Annotated in this window: 22 protein-coding genes; 4 read left to right on the forward strand and 18 right to left on the reverse strand. The window is 74.7% G+C overall.

All coding sequences use genetic code 11. The features are described 5' to 3' along the window. Positions 1 to 3 precede the first annotated feature (3 nt). Positions 4 to 609: a response regulator transcription factor gene (locus SRB5_RS08910; protein WP_153450953.1), complete on the reverse strand. Its 606-nt coding sequence runs from the start codon at positions 607 to 609 to the stop codon at positions 4 to 6. Between the two features lie 254 nt (positions 610 to 863). Between SRB5_RS08910 and SRB5_RS08915 the strand changes: the two genes are divergently transcribed. Further along, positions 864 to 1,952 carry a cytochrome P450 gene (locus SRB5_RS08915; protein WP_228389920.1) on the forward strand — a complete coding sequence of 363 codons (1,089 nt, stop codon included), beginning with the start codon at positions 864 to 866 and terminating at the stop codon, positions 1,950 to 1,952. A 13-nt stretch (positions 1,953 to 1,965) separates the two neighbouring features. Here the strand turns inward: SRB5_RS08915 and SRB5_RS08920 are convergent, their stop codons facing one another. The 15 genes from SRB5_RS08920 to SRB5_RS08990 all read right to left on the reverse strand — a co-directional run bounded on the left by SRB5_RS08920 (position 1,966) and on the right by SRB5_RS08990 (position 20,232). Beyond that, positions 1,966 to 2,334 carry a DUF4260 family protein gene (locus SRB5_RS08920; RefSeq protein ID WP_323377335.1) on the reverse strand — a complete coding sequence of 123 codons (369 nt, stop codon included), beginning with the start codon at positions 2,332 to 2,334 and terminating at the stop codon, positions 1,966 to 1,968. Beyond that, positions 2,331 to 3,434, reverse strand: coding sequence for an alpha/beta fold hydrolase (locus tag SRB5_RS08925; protein WP_323377337.1), 1,104 nt, complete (start codon positions 3,432 to 3,434; stop codon positions 2,331 to 2,333). The genes SRB5_RS08920 and SRB5_RS08925 overlap by 4 nt, the downstream gene beginning before the upstream one ends. Beyond that, a complete protein-coding gene (locus tag SRB5_RS08930) occupies positions 3,431 to 4,654 on the reverse strand; it encodes an FAD-dependent monooxygenase (RefSeq protein ID WP_153450955.1) in 1,224 nt (407 codons plus the stop codon). The genes SRB5_RS08925 and SRB5_RS08930 overlap by 4 nt, the downstream gene beginning before the upstream one ends. Continuing rightward, on the reverse strand, positions 4,651 to 5,526 hold the full coding sequence (locus SRB5_RS08935; RefSeq protein ID WP_153450956.1) for a 4'-phosphopantetheinyl transferase family protein: 876 nt from the start codon (positions 5,524 to 5,526) through the stop codon (positions 4,651 to 4,653). Before SRB5_RS08935 ends, SRB5_RS08930 begins: the two co-directional genes overlap by 4 nt. Then, on the reverse strand, positions 5,423 to 6,265 hold the full coding sequence (locus SRB5_RS08940) for a 2-oxo acid dehydrogenase subunit E2 (protein ID WP_153450957.1): 843 nt from the start codon (positions 6,263 to 6,265) through the stop codon (positions 5,423 to 5,425). The genes SRB5_RS08935 and SRB5_RS08940 overlap by 104 nt, the downstream gene beginning before the upstream one ends. Then, on the reverse strand, positions 6,262 to 6,489 hold the full coding sequence (locus SRB5_RS08945) for a phosphopantetheine-binding protein (RefSeq protein ID WP_153450958.1): 228 nt from the start codon (positions 6,487 to 6,489) through the stop codon (positions 6,262 to 6,264). The genes SRB5_RS08940 and SRB5_RS08945 overlap by 4 nt, the downstream gene beginning before the upstream one ends. After that, a complete protein-coding gene (locus SRB5_RS08950) occupies positions 6,468 to 8,399 on the reverse strand; it encodes an HAD-IIIC family phosphatase (protein ID WP_323377340.1) in 1,932 nt (643 codons plus the stop codon). The genes SRB5_RS08945 and SRB5_RS08950 overlap by 22 nt, the downstream gene beginning before the upstream one ends. Next, positions 8,389 to 9,447 carry a 3-oxoacyl-ACP synthase III family protein gene (locus tag SRB5_RS08955; protein ID WP_153450959.1) on the reverse strand — a complete coding sequence of 353 codons (1,059 nt, stop codon included), beginning with the start codon at positions 9,445 to 9,447 and terminating at the stop codon, positions 8,389 to 8,391. Before SRB5_RS08955 ends, SRB5_RS08950 begins: the two co-directional genes overlap by 11 nt. Next, complete coding sequence (locus SRB5_RS08960; protein WP_153450960.1) at positions 9,447 to 12,335, reverse strand: type I polyketide synthase; 2,889 nt, start codon at positions 12,333 to 12,335, stop codon at positions 9,447 to 9,449. Before SRB5_RS08960 ends, SRB5_RS08955 begins: the two co-directional genes overlap by 1 nt. Beyond that, the gene (locus SRB5_RS08965) at positions 12,332 to 12,637 is read right to left on the reverse strand and encodes an acyl carrier protein (RefSeq protein ID WP_153450961.1); all 306 of its coding nucleotides are present in this window, start codon (positions 12,635 to 12,637) and stop codon (positions 12,332 to 12,334) included. The genes SRB5_RS08960 and SRB5_RS08965 overlap by 4 nt, the downstream gene beginning before the upstream one ends. Positions 12,638 to 12,666: 29 nt before the next feature. Further along, complete coding sequence (locus SRB5_RS08970; RefSeq protein ID WP_153450962.1) at positions 12,667 to 14,412, reverse strand: acyl-CoA dehydrogenase; 1,746 nt, start codon at positions 14,410 to 14,412, stop codon at positions 12,667 to 12,669. Then, complete coding sequence (locus tag SRB5_RS08975) at positions 14,406 to 16,241, reverse strand: acyl-CoA dehydrogenase (RefSeq protein WP_153450963.1); 1,836 nt, start codon at positions 16,239 to 16,241, stop codon at positions 14,406 to 14,408. Before SRB5_RS08975 ends, SRB5_RS08970 begins: the two co-directional genes overlap by 7 nt. Beyond that, complete coding sequence (locus tag SRB5_RS08980; protein WP_153450964.1) at positions 16,241 to 18,001, reverse strand: fatty acyl-AMP ligase; 1,761 nt, start codon at positions 17,999 to 18,001, stop codon at positions 16,241 to 16,243. Before SRB5_RS08980 ends, SRB5_RS08975 begins: the two co-directional genes overlap by 1 nt. Before the next feature lie 142 nt (positions 18,002 to 18,143). Continuing rightward, the gene (locus SRB5_RS08985; RefSeq protein ID WP_153450965.1) at positions 18,144 to 18,311 is read right to left on the reverse strand and encodes a hypothetical protein; all 168 of its coding nucleotides are present in this window, start codon (positions 18,309 to 18,311) and stop codon (positions 18,144 to 18,146) included. Positions 18,312 to 18,420: 109 nt separating this feature from the next. Next, on the reverse strand, positions 18,421 to 20,232 hold the full coding sequence (locus SRB5_RS08990) for a glycoside hydrolase family 15 protein (protein ID WP_323377342.1): 1,812 nt from the start codon (positions 20,230 to 20,232) through the stop codon (positions 18,421 to 18,423). Between the two features lie 284 nt (positions 20,233 to 20,516). Between SRB5_RS08990 and dhaK the strand changes: the two genes are divergently transcribed. From dhaK to SRB5_RS09005, 3 genes are read left to right on the forward strand one after another with little or no spacing between them, the layout of a single operon-like run. Further along, positions 20,517 to 21,509, forward strand: coding sequence for a dihydroxyacetone kinase subunit DhaK (gene dhaK / locus SRB5_RS08995; RefSeq protein WP_323377344.1), 993 nt, complete (start codon positions 20,517 to 20,519; stop codon positions 21,507 to 21,509). Positions 21,510 to 21,524: 15 nt separating this feature from the next. Next, complete coding sequence (gene dhaL / locus SRB5_RS09000; RefSeq protein ID WP_323377345.1) at positions 21,525 to 22,205, forward strand: dihydroxyacetone kinase subunit DhaL; 681 nt, start codon at positions 21,525 to 21,527, stop codon at positions 22,203 to 22,205. Between the two features lie 2 nt (positions 22,206 to 22,207). Beyond that, entirely contained in the window at positions 22,208 to 22,609 is a 402-nt protein-coding gene (locus SRB5_RS09005; protein ID WP_323377347.1) for a PTS sugar transporter subunit IIA domain-containing protein, read from the forward strand. On the opposite strand, the gene SRB5_RS09010 is transcribed toward SRB5_RS09005, so the two are convergent. Both SRB5_RS09010 and SRB5_RS09015 read right to left on the reverse strand, forming a co-directional pair. Continuing rightward, a complete protein-coding gene (locus tag SRB5_RS09010) occupies positions 22,606 to 23,592 on the reverse strand; it encodes a glutathione S-transferase family protein (protein ID WP_153450966.1) in 987 nt (328 codons plus the stop codon). The genes SRB5_RS09005 and SRB5_RS09010 overlap by 4 nt on opposite strands. A gap of 53 nt (positions 23,593 to 23,645) precedes the next feature. Then, positions 23,646 to 23,915: a helix-turn-helix domain-containing protein gene (locus tag SRB5_RS09015; RefSeq protein ID WP_153450967.1), complete on the reverse strand. Its 270-nt coding sequence runs from the start codon at positions 23,913 to 23,915 to the stop codon at positions 23,646 to 23,648. Positions 23,916 to 24,034 lie beyond the last annotated feature (119 nt).

Genomic DNA, 24,034 nt, shown 5'->3' on the forward strand with positions numbered 1-24,034 from the left:
GCTCTACAGCCAGCCCTGTTCCTGGGCCAGGCGGATGGCGTCGACGCGGTTGCGGGCGCCGAGTTTGGAGACGATCGCGGTCAGGTAGTTGCGTACCGTACCGACCGACAGATAGAGCTTCGGCGCGATCTCCCGGGAGTCCGCCCCCTGCGCGGCGAGGCGTAACACCTCCACCTCGCGGGGGGTGAGCGGGTTGGTCCGGGCCGACCAGGCGTCCATCGCCAGCTGGGGGTCGATGACCACCTCGCCGCGGGCGACGGCCCGGATCGCGTCGGCGAGTTCGCTGGGCGGGGAGTGCTTCATCAGAAAGCCCGAGACGCGGCTCTCCAGCGCCCGGCGGAGATTTCCCGGCTGGCCGAAGGTCGTCACGATGAGGGTGCCGCAGCTCGGGAACTGCTCGTGGATCCCGGCCGCGGCGGTCAGCCCGTCGATGCCGGGCATGTCGATGTCGATCACAGCCACGTCCGGCCGGTGTTCGGCCACCGCGGGGATGATGTCCTCGCCCCGGTCCACGTCGGCGACCACATGGATGTCGCCTTCGAGGGTGAGCAGGGCGATCAGCGCACCGCGAACCATATGCATGTCCTCGGCCAGCACAATCCTGATCATGGCGTCCCCTTCAGCTGTGGACCAGCCGGCGCCTTGTGCGGGATCGGGGCCGAGACCGAGCGCCCCATGGGCAGATTACCTGATTGATAAGAATCGTAGGTGCATTCGAGCTTGGTGCGACCCATGGAAACGATGGTTCGTGCATGGAGTCTGCCACGGGCCCTCTTCATTATCCGCCGTCACGCCGCGATGCGGTACAACTACCGGATATTTATGCGAAGTTACGGGTCGATGCTCCCGTAACCGATGTCGTGATGCCCAGCGGTGATCACGCCTATCTGGTGAGCCGCTACGAGGACGTGCGCGCCGTACTCGGCGACGCCCGGTGCAGCCGCGCCGCGACCGTGCTGCCCGAGGCGCCGAAGCTGACGGCAGTGCCCTTCGACGCGGGCGGGCTGTTCACCATGGACCCGCCGGAGCACACCCGGCTGCGCTCCCTCGTCTCGCGGGCGTTCACGCCGCGCCGGGTGGCGGAGCTGCGACCGCGGGTCGAGGAGCTGTGCGACGGGCTGCTGGACCGGCTGCCCGCGGACGGCGGGGTGGTCGACCTGATGAGCGCCTTCGCGTTCCCGCTGCCGGTCACGGTCATCTGCGAGCTGCTCGGGGTGCCCTTCGCGGACCGGGAGCGGTTCCGTGCCTGGTCCGACGCGATCGTGTCGCTGACGGCGCACACGCCGGCCGAGATGCGGGCCAACAGGCTGGAGCTGGTGGGTTATCTGCGCGAGCTGCTCGCCGAGAAGCGCCGGGCGCCGCGGGAGGATCTGCTGAGCGCCCTGGTGCAGGTGCACGACGGCTCCGACGCGCTGAGCGAGCACGAGCTCGTGACGATGGCGCTGACCCTGCTGGTCGCCGGGTACGAGACGACCGGATCGGTGCTCGGCAACGCCGTCTTCACCCTGCTGCGGCATCCCGGCGGCCTGGGGCTCGTACCGGACGACGACGGGGCACTGGGCGCGCTGGTGGAGGAGCTGCTGCGGATCAACCCCATCGGTGACGGGGGGCCGCTGCGGGTGACGACCGCGCCCGTGGAGGTGGCGGGGACGCGGATCCCGGCCGGCAGCGCGGTGATCGGGGCGATCTGTTCGGCGAACCGGGACGAGACCGTCTTCCCCGACCCCGCCGTCTTTAGGCCGGACCGCTCGGACGCGGCGCATCTGGCGTTCGGGCACGGGCCGCACTTCTGTCTGGGCGCCCCGCTGGCCCGCGCCGAGCTGCGGATCGCGCTGTCCGCCCTGGCCCGGCGGTTCCCGTCGCTGCGGCTGGCCGTGCCGGCCGGGGAGATCCGCATGCACGCGGGGCTGCTGGTGAACCGGCTCGAGGAGCTGCCCGTCGTGTGCGGCTGACGCTCGCCGCCCGCTACCGCCGTGTTCCGTCGGCGTTGCGCGGGCCGTAGCCGAAGGCGCGGTCCACCGCGATGTGGGCCAGCCAGCCCAGCCCCGCCACCGTCACCCGGCGGCTGCCGGTCGCGCCGGCCAGGGTGAGCAGCGCCGCCGGTACGGCCGGGGAGTGCAGCACGTTGTACGGGCGGACCGCGTACACCGGCAGCGTCTCGAACGTGGGGGCGCCCGCGATCCCGTACAGCAGCGCCACGTCCGGCAGCACCGCCGTCGTCCACAGCACCCGGCTCCGCCGCCCGCCGACCGCCACCCCCGCCGCCAGCGCCGCCGCGCCCACGAGCCCGCTCAGCGCCCGCCCCGCCGGCGCCCGGTACGTCCAGCCGCTCACCGCGTCACCCCGTCCCGTACCCGCCGCACCCGGGGCCGGGCCAGCCCCGCGAGGGCACCGGCCACCACCCGCGGCGCGCCGCCGACGCCCAGCGCCCGCAGCGCCGAGCGCAGCAGCACGGCGCGGGTGTACCCGAGATGGGCGGGCGCCCCGTGCTCGTCGTCCACGGTGATCACCTCGGCCCCGGGCCCCAGCACCCGGGCCTCGTCCGGCGGCACGATGTCGTCGCGGGCCGCCGCCACATACGTCACGGGGACGCGCGGCGCGTCCTCCAGCGCCCAGCCGCGCAGCGCCCCCAGCACCTCACCGGGCGGATGCCCCGTGAGCCGGGCGAGCGTGAGCACCGTGGTGGCCGGCACCCGCGACTGCCACTCCCCGTCGAGGAAGAATCCCCGCAGCGGCGCCCCCACCGTGGCCACCCCGCAAATCCGCGGGTCGTCCGCGGCGGCCCGCAGCGCCAGATGACCGCCGAAGCTCAGGCACAGCGCATGGGCACGCGTCACGTCCGCCCGCCCGGCGAGACCGTCGAGCAGCGCGGGAAGCATCCGGTGGGACCCCTCGTCGTACCGCAGGGTGTTCTCCCCCACGCCCGGCATCTCGGTGACCGCCATCGCCACGCCCAGCGCCCCGGCCCGGGCCAGCACCGGCGCCCACTGCTCCTTCGGGCTGACGATGCCGCCCATCACCACGACCAGCGGTCGCCGCCCGCCGGGGGACAGTCCGGCGGTCCAGGCCGTGAACGTGCCCCGGCCCGGCAGTTCGGCCTCGTGCCGTCCGATACCGGCCCGCCGGCCGGGGCCCGTGGTGCGCCAGGCGTCGAAGGAGCGCACCGACAGCTCGTGCGCCCGGCGGCCGAACTCCCCCGCCGGGTACGGGAAGCGGGCGAGCCCGTACCGGCGGCCGGCGGCCAGCTGCCGGCCGCGCCGGGCCAGCTCGTCCCCGGCGCGGGTCCACTGCGCGGCCCAGCCGTCGGGCGCGTCGCCGTCGGCGGTGCGCACCCGGCCCAGGACCCGTGCGCACTCGGCCGCCGGCACCCGCTGGGCCCGGGCGTGGAGCAGCGCCAGGCGGCGCAGCTCCGTCAGGTCGGGGAGGTCGGTCACGACGCGCTCCGTACGAGGTCACGCGGGGCGTCCGCCGGCACGGGCCGCTCCCCGGGGAAGTACACGGGGGCGAACACCCGCCGCCGCAGGGCCGGCAGGGCGTTCAGCGTCCGGTAGACCGTGCGCCGCAGCGTGGGGCCCGGGGGCACGGCGAGGGTGAACAGGCGTTCCTGGCGCAGCTGCAGGGCGCGGGAGCGGGTGACCGGTGCGCGGCGGGAGCACTCGAAGGCCCGCGGCGCCGCGTCCGAGGCCGGGTCGGGCGCCAGCAGTCCGGCCAGCGCGACGGCGTCGGCGAGCGCGTGGTTGATGCCCTGGCCGAGGACGGGGGTGAGGGTATGCGCGGCGTCGCCCAGCAGGACGGCGCCGGGGACGGACCAGCGGGCGACCTCGGTGGTGAAGATGTCCAGCAGCACGGTGTCCGACCAGGACCGGATGTGTTCCTCGGCGGCCGGGTGCAGTTCGGGGGCGAGGGCGGCGAGCTGGGCGCGCAGCCGGCCCACCCCGTCCGCCCGCAGCTGCCGCAGGCCGCCCTTGGGGATGTTGAGGCCGACGCGGACCCGCCCGTCGGTGCCGGGCAGGAACAGGGCGTGCGAGGCGCCGGCGATGCGGATCCGGTACGCGCGCCGGTCCCAGCCAGCCGGGAAGGGCAGCTTGAGCCAGATGACGTCCCGCTCCAGCGGGGTGCGCCGGGCGCCGTCCTCCAGCCCGGCCATCCGCCGCACCTGGCTGAAGCGCCCGTCGGCGCCGACGGTGACGGCGGCCCGGATCTCGAGCTCCCCCTCGGGGGTCCGCGCCCGCACGCCGGCCACCCGCCCGCGCTCCTCGATCAGGCCCACGGCGGCGGCCGGTTCGAGCACCCGGCAGGCGCCGAGCGCGGCGGCCGAGAGCTCCGCCAGCAGGGCGGGCTGGGCGAGTTCGACGGGATGCCGCCAGGTGTACGGGAAGTCCGCGAACCGTACGTCCAGCACCCGGCGGCCGCCGTCGGCGATCTCGAGCCGGTCCACCCGGTGGGCCCGGCCGGCGAGTTCGTCCCACACCCCGAGGGAGTCGAGGATCCGTACGCCCTGGGGCGACACGGACTCGCCGTAGAAGGAGCGGGCCGCGCCGTGGCGCTGCTCCAGCAGCACGCTCTCGCGGCCCAGCCGGGCCAGCGCCAGGGCCAGCGCCCGCCCGCCGGGCCCGCCGCCGACCACGCACACGTCCGTACGGATCACGGTCATCGCACTCCTCCCGCACTGTCGGCGAACTCCCCGTCCACCAGCGCGTCGATCAGCCCGAGGTCGAGCATCGTCGCGGCGGCGGTGTCGCTGGTGTCCCCGAAGCCCGCGTCGAACAGGGCGGCGCTCACGGTGTACTTGCCGTCCACCCGGAAGGTGTGGAAGGTCCACTCGTCGCCGGTGCCCGGCGAGCCGTCGGGCCGCAGCACCTGCACCGGCCGGTCCTGGGGTCCGAAGCCGAACTCGGTGAACCGGAAGCGCATGCCCTGCCCGATCGCCTTGCTGTACGCCTCCTTGAGCGTCCACAGCCGCACCAGCGCGCTGTTGCGGCGCTCCTCGGGCACCTCGGCCAGCAGCCGGTGCTCGTGCGGGGTGCACACCTGGTTCTCGGTGCCGAGCCCCAGCATGGGCCGGTCGGTGAGCTCGGCGTCGACGCCGATCCAGCCGCGCCGGGTCAGCCCGACGAGCAGCAGGGTGTCGGTGTGGCTGAGGGAGATGTCGATCTGGTCCAGCCCCCGGGCGTACGGCCGGCCGCCCGGCTTGTACGCCAGCTCCACGGTCTCCGGCGCCGCCTCGACGATCGCGCACGCCACATGCTTCAGCAGCAGCCGGGAGGCCACGAACCGGGCCCGGACCGCGTGGTGGGCCATCTTCTCGAACCGGGCGTAGTCGTGCCCCAGCAGCGGCCGCAGCCGCGGCGAGTCGAGGTCCGCGGGCAGCCAGTCGTCCAGCTGTCCGTGGACGACGACGCTGCCGCTGTGGGCCACCGCGTCACGCACCCGGTGCCACGGCCCCTCGGGTCCGGTCACCCGCACGGGCCGGGGCAGCGCCCCCGCCGCCGTCCGCGGACCCGGGGGTCCCAGGGGAAAGCTCATGCCAGTCCTCCAGCCGCGTCACCACTGAGTCGAGTACGTCCGCCGCCGCGGCCCCGTCGAGCACGCGGTGGTCGAAGGTCAGGCCGAGCCGCATCACCGGTGCCACCGTGATCCGTCCGTCGCGGACCAGGGGCCGGTCGGCGACCCGTGTGACGCAGAACGTGACGGCGGTGCCGCCGTAGCCGTGGAAGTCGTCCACCGCCCGGTGTCCGAGCGAGCTCACCGCGAAGCTGCCGAGCAGCCGCAGCCGGTCGGCCGGACGCCGGACGCCCAGCCGGAACGCCAGCCGGCCCAGCAGCGGCGGCAGCGCGTCCAGCCGCCGCAGGCCGCGGGCGCCGGGCAGCTCGTCCGGGGCGGCGGTGCGGCACCGGTCGACGAAGTCCTGGACGTCGTCCAGCTCCAGCCGGTCGATGTCCGGCAGCACGGCGGTGAGCACCACGCGTTCGCCGCCGGCGGTGGTGCGGTCCAGGGCCAGCTTGGCCGCGGTCCCCGGCAGCGCGGCGGTCCGCGGGCGCAGCCGCCCGCCTTGCGCGACGGCGCCGGCCCGCGGGTGGGCGGGCAGGACGCGCCCGGCCGCGTACAGCAGGTAGCTGACGTACGAGTAGCGCCGCCCGGCCTGTTCGCGGTGCCGGCGGATCCGGGTGACGTCGACGTCCGCCGCCAGGTACACGGGGGACGCGGCGCGCGCCCACTCCAGGAAGTAGCGGGTGTGCCGGCGGGCGCGGTCGCCGGCGCTCATGATTCCATCGCCGCCGCCCAGATGGCGCGCAGACTGCGGGCGCCGATGATGTCGTGGACGGGCAGCACCCGGTCGAGCTCGTGCTCGAGGAGGGCCACCAGGCGCAGCAGGTGGACGGAGTCCCATTCGGCCAGGTCCGCGAGGTCCACGTCCGCGTCCGCGGGCTGCAGGCCGATGCCGAACTCCTCGTTGACCCGGGCGATCAGCACGTCGACGCTGAGCATCCGGTCCCCCCTTCCGGGTCCAGGGTGAGGCGCAGGTCCACGTGTGCGGGCACCTCGGGGAGGTCGTGCAGCGGATGCCGGTAGCGGTCGCGGCCGGCGGCGGCGAAGCCGAGGCCCGCCAGCCAGCCGGGCAGTGCCGCGTTGTACCGGGTGGGACGCCAGTGCACGGTCACCGCGGGGTGGCCGGCGTCGCGGGCGGCGTGAAGCAGACCGGCGAGTACGGCCTCCTCGATGCCGCGGCCCAGGACCCGGCAGCTCATCAGGACGTTGTCCAGCCGCAGACCGTCGCCGCCGGCCCGGCCGAACACGGCGCCGATCAGGCCGTCGTCGCCGAACCGGTCGGCGGCGCGGACGGCGAGCGCCAGCGCCCCGGGCGCGGCGGCGTGCTTCAGCACCTGGCCGGTGGTGAGACGTGCGCCGGTGAGGTTGAAGCGGTTGGTGCGCTGGCTGAGCTGGGCGAGGCGGGCCGCCTCCGGCTCCCGTACGGGGCGGACCTCGGCGCGCACCCCGAGGCCCCGCAGGAAGGCCGCGTAGTCGGCGGTCCGGGCGCGGGAGGACTCGCGCTCGCCGCGTTCGCGGTAACGGGCGGGGCGGGCCGCGTCCTCCTCGGTGACCGAGGGCAGGTCGAACCAGCCTCCGGCCAGCAGTCGTTCCGGGTGCAGGGCGGGGTCGGCGTCCAGGGGGATCACCGCGGCACCCGGCACCCCGGCCCGTACGACCTCGCGCTCGAAGGGCGTGTCGTCGGCGAAGACGACGGACGACGGGGAGATCCCGAGGTCCGCGGCGATCTTCTGGATGCCCTCGGCCTTGGAGCCCCAGCCGGCGGACACGGCGACGAAGTCGTCCGCTCCCAGGGGGAATTCGGGGTGGGCGGTCAGCGCGGCCTCGACCTCGCCGGGGTCGTTCTTGGAGCAGACGGCCAGCAGCACGCCCTGCGACGCGAGCTGCTTCACCGTGCGCTGGAAGGCGCCGAACGCCTCCGCGCGGGCGGAGCCGGATGCGCTGACGCCGGTGGGGCCGTCCTCCGCGAGGGTGCCGTCCCAGAGGGTGCCGTCGAGGTCGAGGACCAGGCACTTGCGGACGCCGCCGCGCAGGGAGGCGATGAGCCGCGCGGCCTCGCGGGCGTACGCGGCCAGGAACGCGGGGCTGGCGTGGGCCTGGGCGTACGCGCCGAGGCGGGGGTCGTCGGCGCGGATGCCGGAGGCGAGGACCGGCTCGAGGTCCAGCACGGCCAGGCCGGCGGCCGGGTCGGCGAGGTAGAGCAGCTGGGCGCCGGCCTCGCGCCAGATGCCGCCCAGTTCGGCGCGCCGGTCCAGGCCGGTGAGCTGGTGGGCGAACCGGCGCAGCAGCGGCACCGTGTTGAACACCAGCGTCGAGCCGTCGGGGGCGCGCCGGGCGTGGGTGGCGGCGGCCTCGGTGAGGCGCTGGCGTTCGCGCTCGAGGGCCAGCGCCACGTCGTACGGCTGCCAGGGCGGGGTGATCTGGTCCCAGACCGTCACCGGGTCCAGTACGCACAGGGTGACGTCGGGGCGGTGGGCGTAGAGCACGGAGCCGGGGTCGGTCAGGTCGCGGTAGTGGCCGGCGCCGGAGACGAACGGCTCCAGCAGCAGGCCGTGCCGGGCGAGGTGGGCGGTGAGCGGGGGCAGCAGTTCGGCCAGGGTGCAGCGGCCGGTGATCGCCACGCGTACGGTCTCGATCCCCGGATGAGCGGCCCGTACCTCGGCGGGCGAGAGCCGGGCCAGCAGCCGGCCGGCCAGCACCAGGGCGTCGTCGTCGAGCCGCTCGAGGAGGGGGCGTACCCGCGGATACCGCTCGGCGAGGGTGCCGGCGCGGGCGCAGGCCCGCAGTTCGCCGAGGCCGCTCAGCGCGCCAGCGTCCGTTCCGGTGCCCGCAAAGGTGTCAACGGCCACGCTCGTCACTCCCCACCAGCGCGAATCCCGAGGTGATCCACTTGCTCGACTCGACGGCGACGCCGACTGCCCGCTCCCCCGCGCCCAGCCGGTCCAGCAATTGCTCGAGCTGCAGCAGGACCAGGGCGTTCCCGTTGTTCCCGGTGTCCGCCACGCAGTTGACCGCGGCGCAGCCGAGGCCCTGGGTGAGCTCCTCGGTGATCCGCGCGGTCATCCGGCCGCCGAGCTGGGGCGGCAGCAGGTAGTCCAGGTCCCCGCGGTCCCAGCCCAGGGTGGTGAGGGTCTCCTCCAGTGCCGCGCGGGCCAGCTCCGGGACCCGTTCCTGGACCGCCTTGTAGTCCTCGGCGACGGCCGGTGTGCCGTCGTCGCGGTCGGCGGCGCCGAACCACTCCAGCCGCTGCCCGGGCTCCCGGGCGAGGCCCTCGAAGCGGTGCCAGGCCGCGGTGAGCACCGCGCGTCCCGGTCCGCCGCGGCCCAGCACGGCGGCGCCCGCGCCGTCGCCGAAGAGCACGTAGTTGACCAGCTCGCCCGGCGGCAGCGCGGTGAAGTCCCGGTCCACGTCGAGGTGTTTGGTGCACACGTCGCCGCCCACCACCAGCCCCAGCGGCCGCCGCCCGGCCGCCGGGGCGGCGGCGAGCAGCGCCGTGGCCAGGGTGAGGGCCTGGACGGCCCCGGAGCAGCCGGACTGGATCTGGTACGCGGGGATGCGGTCGGCGCCGAGCCGGTCGGCGACCTCCGCGGCGGTGGTCGGCATCAGGGCGTCCGGGGTGGCCGTCGCCAGGACCAGGAACGTCAGTTCGTCGGCGGTGACGCCGGCGTCGGCGAGCGCGCGTTCCGCGGCCCGCGCGCACAGGTCGGCGAGCCGCATCCGGATCCGGCCGCCGTCCAGGTCGCGGCAGAAGTGGCGGGTGCGGGTGCCGATGAAGTGGTCGATCCATGCCGCGCTCACCCCGAGCCGCGCGGACAGGGCCGCGTTGTCCACCGGCGGGCCGGGCAGGGCGGTGCCGATCCCGGCCAGGTGCGCGGTGAGGGCGCCCGGGGCCCGCATCAGGCCCGCACCGCCGTCAGCAGTCCGCCGATGTAGTCCACGAGGGTGCCGACGCTGACCAGGCTGGCCAGCATCTCCGGCATCTCGAGCCCGCCGGGGACCGGGAAGCGGGCCTCGAGGCGGTACTTGAGCTCCATCAGCATGACCGAGTCGAAGCCCAGGTCGTCGTAGAACCGCAGCTCGTCGCGCAGGTCCTGGGGCTCTCCGCCCAGCACGGCCGCGACCACGCCGACCACACCGGCCCTGGGGTCCGTGCCGTCCGCCGGGTCGTCGTCCGGGTCGTCGCACGGCACCGGGTCGGGGAGGCGGGGGGCCGGTTCCTGGGGCACGGACAGCCACGAGCGCCACGCGCCGGCGAACTGGTGCGGCACCGGCGGCGCCACCCGGCGGTCGGCGGGCCGGTACAGGGCGTCCCAGCTGGGGTCGAGCCCGTCCTCGTACAGCCGGGCCAGCAGCCCCGCCACCTCGGGCAGCGCGGACGAGGGGCCGCGGACCGCGCCCAGCGCGGGGATGCCGTTCGCGGCGGGGATCCGGCGCAGCAGGTTGGCCAGGACGGGCTTGGGGCCGATCTCCACCACGTGGGTGGGCGGGTCGGCGCACAGGGACGCGGCCGCGTCGGCGAAGCGGACGGTGGCCGCGATGTGCCGGGTCCAGTAGGCCCCGTCCAGCGCCTCGCCGGGGCGCAGTTCGCGGCCCAGGACCGTCGAGTGGAAGAGCAGCTCCGGGGTGCCGGCGGGCACCCGGCGGGCGACCCGCTCGAAGCGGCCGAGCATCGGCTCCATCAGCGGGGAGTGGAAGGCGTGGCTGACCTCGAGGGGGGTGGCGGCGACGCCGCGGGCGACGAGCTCGCTGCGGATCTCGAAGAGGTCGTCCTGCCCGCCGGACAGCACACAGGCCTCGGGCCCGTTGACGGCGGCCACGCCGACGCCGGGCCGGTGGCGGACCAGGGAGTCGGCCTCGGCGGCCGGGCAGCGTACGGCGAGCATCCCGCCGCCGGTGGGCAGCCGCTGCATGAACGCGCCGCGCACGGCGACCAGTTTGGCGGCGTCCGGCAGGGTCAGGGCCCCGGAGATCACGGCGGCGGCGAACTCGCCGATGCTGTGCCCGAGCACGGCGACGGGTGTGACGCCCAGCTCGGTCAGGGTGCGGGCCAGCGCGTACTCGACGGCGAACAGCGCGGGCTGGGTGGTGCCGGTGCGGTGCACGGCGGTGTCGCCGCGCAGCAGGATGTCCCGGACGGCCTCCACCGTGTACGGCTGCAGGGCGTCGGAGGCGTCGTCCAGATGCCGCCGGTAGACCTCGAGGTCCCGGTACAGCCCGGCGGTCATCGCGGGGTACTGCGAGCCCTGGCCGGTGAACGCGAACGCCACGCGCGGCTCCCGGACGGGTCCCGGCGGGCCGTCGCGTTCCGCCGCCTCCCGCAGCGCCGCGGTCAGTTCGTCCGGGTCGGACGCGACGGCCGCGAAGCGTACGGGCAGTGCCGAGCGGGAGCGGTTGCTGGTCCAGCAGCGGCTCACCAGCGCCCCGCCGGCCGGGCGGTCGGCCTGGACGCGCAGATTGCGGCGCAGGGCCTGCGGTGTGTCGGCGGACAGCGTGAACACCCCGGCCGCGCCGTCGTCCGTGTCGGGTACGGGGACGGCCGGGGCCGAGGCGAGGACCGCGTGGACGTTGGTGCCGCCCATCCCGAAGCTCGACACCCCGCACACCACGTCCCGTCCGGGCAGCTCCACCGGCTCGGTGACGACGCGCATCCCGCGCCGGGCGAGGCCCAGCCGCTCGTTCTCGCCGCCGGGCAGGGCCTGGCCGGGCAGCACCCCGTGGTGCAGGGCGAGGGCCGCCTTGATCAGCGCGGCGATGCCGGCCGCGCCCTCGGTGTGCCCGACGACTCCCTTGACGGAGCCCAGCTCCAGCGGCTCCGGCCGCTCCCCGCCGCCGAACACGTCGCCCAGCGCCAGCACCTCGATGAGGTCGCCCAGCGGCGTGCCGGTGCCGTGCGCCTCGACGAACCGCACCTGGCCGGGCCGCACCCCGGCGCGCCGGTGCGCGGCGCCCACCACGTCCCGCTGGGCGGCCCGGTGCGGGGCGGTGATCCCGTTGCTGCGCCCGTCCTGGCCCACGGCGCTGCCCAGCAGCACCGCGTACACCCGGTCGCCGTCGCGCAGGGCGTCCTCGAGCCGGCGCAGGACGACCACGCCGGCGCCCTCGCCGCGGCCGATGCCGTCGGCGGTGGCGGCGAAGGGCTTGCAGCGGCCGTCCGGGGCGGCGAGCGAGGCCTGCGCGTAGACCTGGTCCAGGGCCGGGTCCAGCACCAGGTTCACCCCGCCGGCCACCGCGAGGTCGCATTCGCCGCCGAGCAGGGCGGTGGCGGCCAGATGCACCGCCACCAGGGAGGACGAGCAGGCGGTGTCGACGGTGAGGCTGGGGCCGCGCAGGTCCAGCTGGTACGAGAGCCGGTTGGCGAGCATGGAGCGGCCCGCCCCGACCGCCGTGCGGGGGGTGATCTCGTGCGGGGAGGCGAGGGAGAGCCGGGTGAAGTCGTCGGACATGGAGCCGACGTAGACGCCGGTGGCGCTGCCCGCCCGGGCGCGCGGGGAGCGGCCGCTGTCCTCCAGGGCCCGCCACGCGCACTGCAGCAGCAGCCGCTGCTGGGGGTCCATCGCGGCGGCGTCGGCCCCGGAGATGCCGAAGAAGTCCGGGTCGAAGACGTCGGCGTCGGCGAGGAAGCCGCCGTCCGGTCCGGCCGGTCCCCGCGACGGCGGCCGGGTGCCGACGGCGTCGGCCCCGCCCAGCAGCAGGTCCCAGTACGCGGCCGGGTCGGCGGCGCCGGGGAACCGGCAGTCCAGTCCCACGATCGCGACGCCCCGGGCCCGCTCGGCTTCCTCTCTCATGCCCCCGCTCCTTCGCCCGTGCCGAGTTCCCTGGCCGCCTCCTGCGCGAGGTAGTGCGCGAGGGCGCGGACCGTGGGGTGGTCCCAGGCGACGGTCGGTTCGAGGAAGAGCTCGTACTCCTCCTCGATGTCGCCGAAGAGACTCAGCGCCGCGACCGAGTCCATGCCGTACTCCGCGAACGGCACGTCCGCCTCGATGGTGTGCGCGGGCCGCTGTAGGAACTCGGCCAGCCGCCGGGTGATCCAGTCCCGGAACTCCCGCTCGCTCGGTACGGTGACGGTCCTGCCCGTCTGCGACTCCATCCCGCTCCTCCTTGGTCGCCGCTGCCGTGTCAGCCCGCGATGGGTGTGTCGTAGAGGTCGTAGCTGCGCGGACCGTGGTAGCGGTCCAGCACCTCGTCCAGCAGCCGGTCCTCCCAGCCGTCCGGCAGCGCGGGCAGCGGCCTGCCCAGCCGGCGCACCAGGCGGGCGGCGGCGGCCGCGACCCAGCCGGGTTCGGTGAGGAAGCCGCCCTCGTCGCCGCGGTGGCTGCGCCAGACGCCCAGGCACGCGGCGCCGGCCAGCAGCAGCGCGTACCGGTCGGCCAGCGCGTAGCTGCGGGGGCTGGCCAGCACCGTGCGGTCCTTGGGCGCCATCGCCAGGCATTCCGCGCGCAGCGTGGCCAGTTCCGCCTCGAGCTGCCCGGCCAGCGCGCCGAGCGCGTCGGCGTACTCGGGCGCCCGCTCGCGCGCCAGTTCCCGTACCGTCTCGCCGGCCCCGACCAGGGAGTCGGCCAGCGCGTCGCCGTCGGAGGCCAGCACGAGGAGTTCGGGCCGCAGCGCCGGCAGCGGGTCGCGGGTGCGGAACAGCGCGTACGGGGCGCCGGCGCCGCCCGACCAGGCGCGCCGGGCCAGCCGCGGCAGCTGCGGGATGATCGTCGCCTGGCAGGCCGCGGTGCCGGCGTGGCCGAGGCTGATCATGGGCAGGTCGCGGACGTGCTTCTGGAAGGCGCCGTAGTCGCCGCCGCGTACGTAGAAGTTGGCGCCGAGCACGATCGACAGGTCGTAGGTGGCCTCCGTCAGCAGCTTCGGCAGCAGGTACTTCACCGCCGCCGCGTAGACGCTGGTCTGCCCGGGCAGCAGATGCACCGCCCGGGTCGCGGCGAGCGCCAGGCAGTCGCTGATCAGCAGGTCGGTGAACGCGCCCACCAGGGTGGCGCGGACATGCGGGATCTCCAGCACCGCGCGGTTGTACAGCCGCCGGTCCAGGGCGAAGCCCACCGCCGTGCGCAGCGCCGTGTCGCCGCCGCCCAGGACCATGGAGGGCACCACGCTGCGGGTGATCTGGAACGAGCGCAGCGCCAGCTCCACCCCGCCCCCGACCTCGCCTACCAGCGCACTCTGCGGCACCGGGCAGTCGGTGAACTCCACACCGCCCAGCCGGCAGCCGCGCACGCCGACGCTGGCGTAGCGGGGCAGATAGCCGATGCTGTCGGGCGGCAGCGCGGACTTGTCGACCAGGAGCACCGAGTGGCTGCGGCTGCCGGCCTCCTGGCCGGTGCGGCTGAAGAGCACCAGCGCCTCGGCCCGTTCCACATTGTTGATCACCTGTTTCGTGCCGGAGAGGACGAACCCGCTGCCCGCGGGCCGGGCCCGGAATTCGTTGCGCACGAAGTCGTTGCCGTGCGCGAGTTCGTGGTACGCGACGGCCAGCCGCCCGCCGTCCAGCAGCAGGTCCGCCGTCCAGCGCCGCTGCGCCGCGGTCCCGGCGGCCCAGACGGTGACGGCGGCCAGGAACGAGGTGGCGCCGTAGCCCAGGCCCAGGCTCGCGTCGCGGCGGAACACGCCGCGCAGCACCCGGCCGAGGGTGTCGACGCGGTCGAGCCGGCCACCGAGGTCACGGGGGACGAACTCGGCGTTGAGGCCGAACTCGTCCAGCAGCCGTTCCGCCTCGGGCAGCAGCTCGCCGCGTTCGTCGGCCGCGAGCAGGGCGCGGGCGCCGGCGGGGTTCGCGGGATCCGCGGGGTCGCCCAGCAGCTGCTCGAGGCGGGCGATCCGCTCCTGGACGCCGAGCTCTTCCTGGACGGCGGTGGTCAGCATGGGGGTCCTTCGGCTACGGGGCAGTCCAGCAGGGAGAACAGGCGCCCCGCGGTGTACTGCCCGAAGAGGTGGTCGGCCAGCCGCTCGCGCGCCCCGTCGCAGGTGCCCGCGGCGAGGCCGCGGTGCGGCAGCGGCCCGGTGAGGCCCGGCAGTACGTGCTCCAGCCGGGTCACGAGCCGGGCCAGGGTGTTCTCCAGCCACAGCCCGCCTTCCCACAGCGCGGCCGAGCCGTCCGGCCGCGGGAGTTCCTCGTTGTGCAGCCACAGCCCGGCGCAGCAGGCGGCGGCGAAGCAGATGCTGTACGCCCGGGCCTGGTCGAACCCGGCGACGGGCGCGCCGGCCGGCGCCAGACGTATCCGGCTCATCCGGGTGTGCAGGTCCCGCGCGGCGTCGGCCAGCACCCGGGCCAGGAAGGCGGCGCGAGTCAGCTCGGGCCGGGTGCGGGCCGCGGCGGCGAGCGCGTGCGCCGAGGCGGGCAGCGAGCCGGTCACCGACGAGCCCCAGCGGGACATGAGGCTGAGCCGGTCGAGTTCGGCGTCGGGCAGCGGGCGGTGCAGCGCGAAGGTGTCGGCGGCGCCGCGGTCGGTGGGCCACTGGGTGGGGTGGTTACGGGCCAGGGTGCGGAACTGGCTGGTCAGCCCGTACAGATTGACCATGGTGTTGCCGTCGAAGATCCCCACGATGCGGTGGTCGCGCTCCAGTTTCTGGAACCGGCCGTGCTCGTGGACGTCGAGGAGGAAGGAGCGCGCGCCCAGTACCCCGCGCAGCGCGTTGATCACGTCGTCCGTCACGGTCGGCACCAGATACTTGGCGACCGAGGAGGTGACGCTGAGCTCGCCGGGCAGGGTGTGCACGGAGCGGGCCGCGACGAGGGAGAGGGCCTCCGTCGCCAGGTTGTCCGCGTAGGCGTCGGACAGTGTCCGGCGGACCATCGGCAGCTCGGCCATCCGCCGCCCGTACAGCTCCCGTTCGCGGGCGAAGGACACCGCGAGGCGCAGCGCGTGGTCGGCGGCGCCCAGCGACAGCGCGGTGCACAGACAGCGGGTGACCTGGAGCGCCTTGAGGACCGTCTCGGGGCCCTCGCCCTCGCCGCCGACCAGGCTGTCGCGGCCGACGGGCGCGCCGTCCAGGGCGATGCCGCTGATGTCGGCGCCGCGGATGCCGAGGGTGCTGACCTTCGGCAGGGTGCGCAGGGTGCGGGCGGGGAGGTCGTTCTTGTCGATCATCAGCAGGCTGAACCCTCGCGGTCCGCCCTGGGCTCCGGTGCGGCCCAGCAGACAGATGAAGCGGCCCCGGGTGGCGTTGTTGATCAGCCATTTCTCGCCGGTGACGAGATAGCCGCCGGGCATCGGTTCGGCGACGACCTCGCCGGCCATCAGATCGCTGCCGTGGGTGCGTTCGGTCAGCCCCAGGGAGACGGGCTCGCCGGCCCGGATCAGCTTGGCCAGCCGCAGCGCCTCGGGGGTCTCGCCGGCCAGCCACACGCACACGGCGCCGAGGAAGGTCTTGCCGTGGGCGACGGCCGTGGTCAGATCGCGGCGCGCGACGGTCCGTACGATCTCCAGCAGTTGCGGATAGGCCGCGAGGGAGCCGCCGAACGCGGTCGGTACGTAGAAGTCCTGGACCCCGATGCCGTCCAGTACGAGGCACGCCTCCTCGGGGAACGCCTCGGCGGCGTCCTCGGCGGCGACGGTGGCGTAGGACAGGGCGCCGTCGGCGGTGGGGTCGCCCAGCGACTTCTCCAGCCAGTCCGCGAGGGGCCAGTGGGTGCCGTCGGGGCGGGCACCGGGCTGCCCGGTCCGCCGCAGTTCCTCGGTCACCTCCCACATCAGCTCTGCACCGCCCGCCGCACCCCGCCGACCAGCTCCCGCAGTTCGGGGGACATCACCTCGTGCAGGGGCTGCAGTTCGCCGCGCAGGAACAGCTCGCGCATGGTGACGCGCCGGAGTTTTCCGCTGGTGGTACGGCGTACGGTGCCGGGGCGCACCAGCAGGACGTTCTCCACCGCGACCTCGAACTCGCGGGCTATGCACTGCTGGACGCCGGCCGACAGGGAGGCGAACTCGGCGGGATGTTCGCGGCTGGCCCGAACCTCCTGGACCACCACGACGTGGTCGCGGTCGCCCTCCACGGCGAAGGCGGCGCTGGTGCCGAGCAGGGCGCTGACGCGCTGGAGGCTGCGCTCGATGTCCTGCGGGTACAGATTGCGGCCGGCGACGAACATGATGTCCTTGAGCCGTCCGGTGATGAACAGTTCGCCGTCGGACATCGATCCGAGGTCGCCGGTGCGCAGATAGCCGCCGTCGCCGTCGGTGGTCTCGGCGCGGAAGGCGTGGGCGTTCTCCAGCGGCCGGTTCCAGTAGCCGCCGGAGACGCTCTCACCCCGCACCCACACCTCCCCGACCTCGCCGTCGGACAGCGGGCCGCGGGTGTCCGGATCGACGATCCGCACGGTGCAGCCCAGCGGCCGGCCGGAGCTGGTCAGGGTGCGTGGCCGGTGACCGGCCGCCGCGGGCCGGATCCGGTGCTGTTCGAGGGCGGCGGCGTCGACCACGCGCTGTTCGGCGCGCCGGTCCGGGGTGCCGCCGGAGACCAGCAGCGTGGCCTCGGCCAGCCCGTAGCACGGGTAAAACGATTCGGCGCGGAAACCGGCGGGCGCGAACCGGCGGGAGAACGCCTCCATGGTCTCGGCCCGCACCGGCTCCGCCCCGTTGACGGCGACGCGCCAGCGGGACAGGTCCAGGGCCCCGATCTCCTCGTCCTTCACCCGGCGCACGCACAGGTCGTACGCGAGGTTGGGGCCGCCGCCGATCGTGATCCCGTACCGGTCGATCATCTGCAGCCAGCGCAGCGGACGCTTGACGAACGTCATCGGCGGCATCAGCACGCCCGTGCCGCCGAGCCACAGGGGCTGCAGCAGATGGCCGACCAGCCCCATGTCGTGGTGGAACGGCAGCCAGCCGCCCACCCGGGAGTCGGGGGTACTGTCCGTGGCCCGGTGGATGGTGAGTTCGTTGGCGAGCAGTCCGCGGTGGCTGACCATCACGCCCTTGGGCTCGCTCACCGAGCCGGAGGTGTACTGGAGGAAGGCGATGTCGTCGGGCCCGGCGGCCGGCGGCACCCAGTCGGCGTCGCTGTCCAGCCGCATCCGGTCGGTCGCCAGGCAGTCGACCTCGATGTGGCCGATGTTGGCGAGCAGATGGGAGACGGCGGACGCGGACGCGGCGTCGGTGAGGACACAGCACACGGCGGCGTCCCGGACGATGTTGGCGACGCGCTCCACACTGTGCCGCGAGCCGATCGGCGGCGGGGCGGGGACGGGCACGGCGCCGGCGAAGAGGCAGGCGAGGAAGCTGGTGATGAACAGGCGGCCGTTGCCCTGGAGGATCAGGACGCGTCCGCCGGAGGCTCCGCGCTGCTGCAGCCGGGAGGCCAGTCTCCGTGCCGTCAGGCCGAGTTCGGCGTAACTGACGGAGTCGTGGACCAGGCGGCCGTCACGGTCCGCCGTCACGAAGAGATAGGCCTCCCGGCCGCCGAGCTCGAAGGTCCTGCGCAGGGCCAGTTCGGTGAAGGTCCGCGGCGGTTCCATCTCTCCCCCTAGCCGAGTGGAGAAGGTCCGCCGATCCGGCGGGCCAGCCTCGCGGGATGCAGGGCATCCATGGTCAGAGGGTGTTCCGATGGGCTCGAAGGCAGCTACACCGAAGCTCGATTTGCCCGGACTCGTGAATTAATCACGTGTGGACGCGCTCACGGACCTCCGGGTGCTCGCGGACACCCCCCGGCGGGGGTGCCTGCGCCTGCAGGGTCTGCGGAACGACCCACAGGTTCCCGTACGCCACGAGCGACCGCCAGGCGGGCTTCAGCAGCCAGCGTGTCAGGAACCGTCGTACCTGGGGCATCTGATCAACTCCTCTGCGATATGCCGGAACAGCGGCCACAGAGTGAGTGGGGGAACTCGACGATCGCTCCAGCGGGACGACGCCGGCGCCCGAGGCGCGCGGCGGCCGCTCAGGACAGGCGCAGCGCCGTGTCGATCAGCGGTACGTGGCTGAAGGCCTGCGGGAAGTTGCCGACCTGGCGGGCGTTGACCGGATCCCATTCCTCGGCCAGCAGCCCCAGGTCGTTGCGCAGCGACAGCAGCCGCTCGAACAGCTCCTTGGCCTCCCCGGTCCGCCCGATCAGCGCCAGGTCGTGCGCCAGCCAGAACGAGCAGGCGAGGAACGCCCCCTCGGACCCGGGCAGCCCGTCGCCGCCGACGGTGCCCTCGTCCGCCGGTACGGGGTAGCGGCGGACGAGGCCGTCCTCGCACAGCTCGCGGCGGACCGCCTCGACGGTGCCGGCCACCCGCGGGTCGTCCGGGGGCAGGAAGCCCACCTGCGGGATGAGCAGCAGCGAGGCATCCAGGTCCCGGGAGCCGTAGGACTGGGTGAAGGTGTTGCGTACGGGGTCGTAGCCCTTGGCGCACACCTCCCGGTGGATCTCGTCGCGCAGCGCGATCCAGCGCCGTACCGGGCCGTCGGCGCCCAGGTCCCGCAGCCGGCGCACCGTGCGGTCCGCCGCCACCCACGACATCACCTTGGAGTGGGTGAAGTGGCGGCGCGGGCCGCGTACCTCCCAGATGCCCTCGTCGGGCTCGCGCCAGGCGGTCTCCAGATAGTTCATCAGCTTCATCTGCAGCAGATGGCTGCCGTCGTCCTGCTCCAGACCCGAACGCTGCGCCAGGCACAGGGCGTCTACGACCTCGCCGTACACGTCCAGCTGCAGCTGCTCGGCCGCCGCGTTGCCGATGCGCACGGGCGTGGAGCGGGCGTAGCCGGGCAGCCAGGGCAGTTCGGCCTCGGGCAGTTCGCGTTCGCCGGCCACGCCGTACATGATCTGCAGGTTCTGCGCGTCGCCGGCGGCGGCGCGCAGCAGCCAGTCGCGCCAGCGGCGGGCCTCCTGTCGGTAGCCGGTGCGCAGCAGCGCGGTGAGCGTCATGGACGCGTCGCGCAGCCAGGTGTAGCGGTAGTCCCAGTTGCGTACGCCGCCCAGCACCTCCGGCAGCGACGTCGTGGGCGCGGCGACGATACCGCCGGTGGGCGCGTACGTCAGCGCCTTGAGCACCAGCAGCGAGCGGATCACGGCCTCCCGCCAGGGGCCCTGATAGGTGCAGGCGGCGGACCAGGCGGACCAGAACCGCTCCGCCCGCTCCAGCAGCCGCGCGGCGTCGGGGCGCGGCGGGGCGGGCAGATGCGAGGGCTGCCAGCTGAGGGTGAACGCCACCTGCTCGCCGGCCTCCACGGTGAAGTCGGCCCGGGTGCTGAGATCCCCGCCGTACGTGGCGGCGTCGCCGTCCAGCCACAGGGCGTCGGGTCCGGCGACGGCCGCCACCCGCCCGTGCGTCCCGCCGGCGTGGCGCTGCACCCACGGCACGACCCGCCCGTAGCTGAACCGGGCCCGCAGCACGGACGTCATGGGCACCCGGCCGCTCAGCCCCCGCACGATGCGCACCAGACAGGGCGCGGTGTCCTCGGACCGGTCGGTGACCGAGTCCCGGGGCACCATGAAGTCGACGACCCGGACACTGCCCTCGGGCAGGTCCCACTCGCTCTCCAGGACCAGCGTGTCGCCCCGGTAGCGCCGCCGGGTCGCCGGCCGGCCCGGGGCGCCGGCCGGTCCCATGGTCCACGAGCCGTGCTCGTCGGTGCCGAGGAGGGCCGCGAACGCGGCGGGCGAGTCGAAGCGGGGCAGGCAGAGCCAGTCCACCGCGCCGTCGCGGCCGACCAGTGCGGCCGTCCGCATATCACCGATCAGCCCGTAGTCCTCGATGAGCACGCTCACACGTCTCCCCCGCTGGCACCTGCCGGGTCCTGGCGGGAGCCTACGGGCCCCGACTCGAGGGTCGCTGGTGACGGGCCCGGGGGCGGTGAGCCGCCGTCACGTGTCCAGGAACGCCACCGGCGCCTCGTTGACCTCGGCGGCGTGGGTCCGGGCCGGGCCGTGGGGCGCGCCCTCGCCGGCCGGGGGCGTGACCTTCGCCGCCGCAGGGCCGATACTGCCGTCAGCGGGCCCCGATCACCCGCCCGCGGTGACCGACGTTTCGCCGATCAGCCAGGAGGTAGCCCGTGCGGATGCTCATCAACGTCCCCGAGAGCGTGGTCTCCGACGCCCTGCGCGGTGTCGCCGCCGCGCATCCGGATCTCACGGTCGACGTGGAGAACCGGGTGGTGGTGCGGCGGGACGCGCCAGTGGCGGACAAGGTGGGGCTGGTGTCCGGCGGCGGGTCGGGGCACGAGCCGCTGCACGGGGGGTTCGTGGGGCTCGGCATGCTCGACGCCGCGTGTCCGGGCGAGGTGTTCACCTCGCCGGTGCCCGACCAGATGGCGCGGGCCGCGGCGGCGGTGGACAGCGGCAACGGGGTGCTGTTCGTGGTGAAGAACTACACCGGGGACGTACTGAACTTCGACATGGCCGCCGAGCTCGCCGAGGACGAGGGCATCCGGATCGCGAAGGTCCTGGTCAACGACGACGTGGCCGTCACCGACAGCCTCTACACCGCGGGCCGGCGCGGCACCGGCGCCACCCTCTTCGTCGAGAAGCTCGCCGGGGCGGTGGCGCAGGAGGGCGCGCCGCTGGAGCGGGTCGAGGCCGTGGCCCGGCAGGTCAACGAGTCCTCGCGGAGCTTCGGCGTCGCCCTGTCCGCGTGCACGACCCCGGCCAAGGGCGGCCCGACGTTCGATCTCCCGCCCGGCGAGCTGGAGCTGGGCATCGGCATCCACGGCGAGCCGGGACGCGAGCGCCGGCCGATGATGACGTCCGCCGAGATCGCGGACTTCGCGGTGCACGCCGTACTGGACGACCTGAATCCGACCGCACCGGTGCTGGCGCTGGTCAACGGCATGGGCGCGACACCGCTGCTGGAGCTGTACGGTTTCGCCGCCGAGGTGCACCGGGTGCTGCGCGAGCGGCGGGTGCCGGTGGCCCGTACGCTGGTCGGCAACTATGTGACGTCGCTGGACATGGCCGGCTGCTCGGTGACCCTGTGTCAGGCGGACGAGGATCTGCTGCGGCTGTGGGACGCGCCGGTGCGCACCCCGGCGCTGCGGTGGGGGATCTGACGAGAGGAACGTGCTGTGCGCGACGCGGACTTCTTCTGCCGCTGGCTGCTGGCCGCCGCCGCCTCCATCGAACGTGAGGCCGACCGGCTGACGGAGCTCGACTCGGCGATCGGGGACGCCGACCACGGCGTCAACATGCGGCGTGGTTTCGCCGCCGTCGCCGAGGCACTCCGGTCCGGGCCGCCGGACACCCCCGGCGCGGTGCTCGTGCTGGCCGGGCGGCAGCTGATCTCCAGGGTCGGCGGGGCGTCGGGGCCGCTGTACGGGACGCTGCTGCGCGCCGCCGGCAAGGCGCTGGGCGAGGCGGCGGAGGTGAGCGACGAGGCGGTGCGCGAGGCCCTCGCCGCCGGGGTGGCGGCCGTGGGCAGGCTCGGCGGCGCGGTCCCGGGGGACAAGACGATGCTCGACGCGCTGACGCCTGCGGTGGCGGCGCTGGGCGAGGGGTACGGGGCGGCCCGCGCGGCGGCCCAGGAGGGTGCGCTGGCCACGGTGCCGCTGCGGGCACGCAAGGGGCGCGCGAGCTACCTCGGCGCCCGCAGCGTGGGGCACCGGGACCCGGGGGCCACGTCCTCGGCGCTGCTGGTGGCGGCGCTGGCGGAGGTGGCCGGTGCCTGCGTTTCCCCGGGGGATGACCCCCGGACCCCCAGCCCGGACAAACAGGTCGCCCGGGGTGACCGTACCGACATCGCGGAGTGAACGTGAGTGACACGGTCGGGGTGGTGCTGGTGTCGCACAGCGCCGAGGTCGCCGAGTCGGTGGCGCGGATGGCGGTGTCCCTGGCGGGCGGCGGCTTCACCCGGATCGCCGCCGCCGGGGGTACGGCGGACGGGGGCTTCGGGACGGACGCGGACCGGATCGCCGCCGCCGCGCGGGCGGTCGACGGCGGGGCGGGGGTGGCGGTGCTGGCGGATCTGGGCAGCGCCGTGCTGACCGTACGGGCCCTGCTGGCGGACGGGGACGAACTCCCCCCGCACACCCGGCTGCTGGACGCGCCCCTGGTCGAGGGCGCGGTGGCGGCGGTCGTGACGGCGTCGGCGGGCGGCGGCCTGGCGGCCGTGGAGGCGGCGGCCGCCGACGCGTACACGTACCGGAAGACCTAACCCAGGGCCGGCACCCGCTCACCCTCGGGTACGGGGCCGGGCGCGGTGCCGTCGCCGAACGGGCGGCCGCCGAGGGCCTCGCGTCCGTGCGGGGTGAGCCAGCCGCGGGGGTCGGGGCCGCTGGGGACGATCCCGGTCGGGTTGATCATGCGGTGCACGCCGTAGTAGTGCGTCTTGGTCTGCTCGAAGTCGATGGTGTCGCCGAAGCCGGGGGTCTGGAACAGGTCCCGCGCGTACGCCCACAGCGCCGGCATCTCGGCGAGTTTCTGCCGGTTGCACTTGAAGTGGCCGTGGTAGACCGCGTCGAAGCGGACCAGCGTCGGCCACAGCCGGACGTCGGCCTCGGTGATCGTGTCGCCGACCAGATAGCGCTGGGTGCGCAGCCGCTCCTCCAGCCAGTCCAGCCGCTCCCACAGCGCCCGGTACGCGCCCTCGTAGGCGTCCTGCGAGCGGGCGAAACCGCATTTGTAGACGCCGTTGTTGACGTCGTGGAAGACCTTCAGGGCGACGTCGTCGATCTCGTCGCGCAGCTTGTCGGGGTAGAGGTCGGGGGCGCCGTCGCGCTGGTGGGCGGCCCATTCCCGGCCGAGGTCGAGCGTCATCCGCGGGAAGTCGTTGGTGACGACCTGCCCGGTGGGGATGTCGACGATCGCCGGCACGGTGATACCCCGCGGGTACTCGGGGTCGCGCCGGAAGAACGCCTCCTGCAGCCGCTCGATGCCCAGGACGGGGTCGCGGCCGTCGGGGTCCAGGTCGAACGACCAGCTCCGCTCGTCGTGCAGCGGACCGGCGACGCCCATCGACAGCACGTCCTCCAGGCCCATCAGGCGGCGGACGATCGCCGCCCGGTTCGCCCACGGGCACGCGCGGGCGATCACCAGCCGGTAGCGCCCGGGCTCCACCGGCCAGCCGTCCCGGCCGTCGGCGGTGATCCGCGTCGTGATGTACCTGAGGTCCCTCTTGAACTCCCCGTCAGCAGCCATGCACCGAGCCTAACGGGTGCCCGCAACCGCGCCCGGGGGATCACGCCACGGGATCAGGCCGTCAGCCGCCGGGAACCGTCCGCCCCGCGGGCCGCGGCGTCCAGCGTCTCGAGGGACAGCCCGAGCGCGGCGGCCAGCGCCGTCACGGTGAAGAACGCCGGGGTCGGCGCCCGGCCCGTCTCGATCTTCCGCAGGGTCTCGGCCGACACGCCGGCCGCGGCGGCGACCTCCACCATGCTGCGCTCGCCGCGGGCGGCACGCAGCAGCGCGCCCAGCCGCTCGCCGCGGGCGCGTTCCTCGGGGGTCAGCGGGGTCCTCACCATGCCGCGATTCTAATACCGGTATAAGAATCGGTCCAGGAGATGTCCCCCGATGACCGCCGGGCTCCCGGCTCTGGCGGAGGTCCGGCTTCCGGCGTAAGACGAAAGGGTGCGGGAGGGGG

The sequence above is a fragment of the Streptomyces smaragdinus genome (assembly GCF_009604385.1).
In the GTDB taxonomy this organism is placed as follows: Bacteria; Actinomycetota; Actinomycetes; order Streptomycetales; family Streptomycetaceae; genus Streptomyces; species Streptomyces smaragdinus.

What these genes read in the sequence shown, in the direction of transcription:
- SRB5_RS08930 (WP_153450955.1), bottom strand. Translation starts at nt 4,654, where the DNA reads ATGACCGTGATCCGTACGGACGTGTGCGTGGTCGGCGGCGGGCCCGGC.
- SRB5_RS09015 (WP_153450967.1), bottom strand. Translation starts at nt 23,915, where the DNA reads ATGGTGAGGACCCCGCTGACCCCCGAGGAACGCGCCCGCGGCGAGCGG.
- SRB5_RS08910 (WP_153450953.1), bottom strand. Translation starts at nt 609, where the DNA reads ATGATCAGGATTGTGCTGGCCGAGGACATGCATATGGTTCGCGGTGCG.
- SRB5_RS08935 (WP_153450956.1), bottom strand. Translation starts at nt 5,526, where the DNA reads ATGAGCTTTCCCCTGGGACCCCCGGGTCCGCGGACGGCGGCGGGGGCG.
- SRB5_RS08915 (WP_228389920.1), top strand. Translation starts at nt 864, where the DNA reads ATGCCCAGCGGTGATCACGCCTATCTGGTGAGCCGCTACGAGGACGTG.
- SRB5_RS08955 (WP_153450959.1), bottom strand. Translation starts at nt 9,447, where the DNA reads ATGCGGGCCCCGGGCGCCCTCACCGCGCACCTGGCCGGGATCGGCACC.
- SRB5_RS08985 (WP_153450965.1), bottom strand. Translation starts at nt 18,311, where the DNA reads ATGCCCCAGGTACGACGGTTCCTGACACGCTGGCTGCTGAAGCCCGCC.
- SRB5_RS08965 (WP_153450961.1), bottom strand. Translation starts at nt 12,637, where the DNA reads ATGGAGTCGCAGACGGGCAGGACCGTCACCGTACCGAGCGAGCGGGAG.
- SRB5_RS08960 (WP_153450960.1), bottom strand. Translation starts at nt 12,335, where the DNA reads ATGAGAGAGGAAGCCGAGCGGGCCCGGGGCGTCGCGATCGTGGGACTG.
- SRB5_RS08940 (WP_153450957.1), bottom strand. Translation starts at nt 6,265, where the DNA reads ATGAGCGCCGGCGACCGCGCCCGCCGGCACACCCGCTACTTCCTGGAG.
- SRB5_RS09010 (WP_153450966.1), bottom strand. Translation starts at nt 23,592, where the DNA reads ATGGCTGCTGACGGGGAGTTCAAGAGGGACCTCAGGTACATCACGACG.
- SRB5_RS08975 (WP_153450963.1), bottom strand. Translation starts at nt 16,241, where the DNA reads ATGTGGGAGGTGACCGAGGAACTGCGGCGGACCGGGCAGCCCGGTGCC.
- SRB5_RS08980 (WP_153450964.1), bottom strand. Translation starts at nt 18,001, where the DNA reads ATGGAACCGCCGCGGACCTTCACCGAACTGGCCCTGCGCAGGACCTTC.
- SRB5_RS08970 (WP_153450962.1), bottom strand. Translation starts at nt 14,412, where the DNA reads ATGCTGACCACCGCCGTCCAGGAAGAGCTCGGCGTCCAGGAGCGGATC.
- SRB5_RS08945 (WP_153450958.1), bottom strand. Translation starts at nt 6,489, where the DNA reads ATGCTCAGCGTCGACGTGCTGATCGCCCGGGTCAACGAGGAGTTCGGC.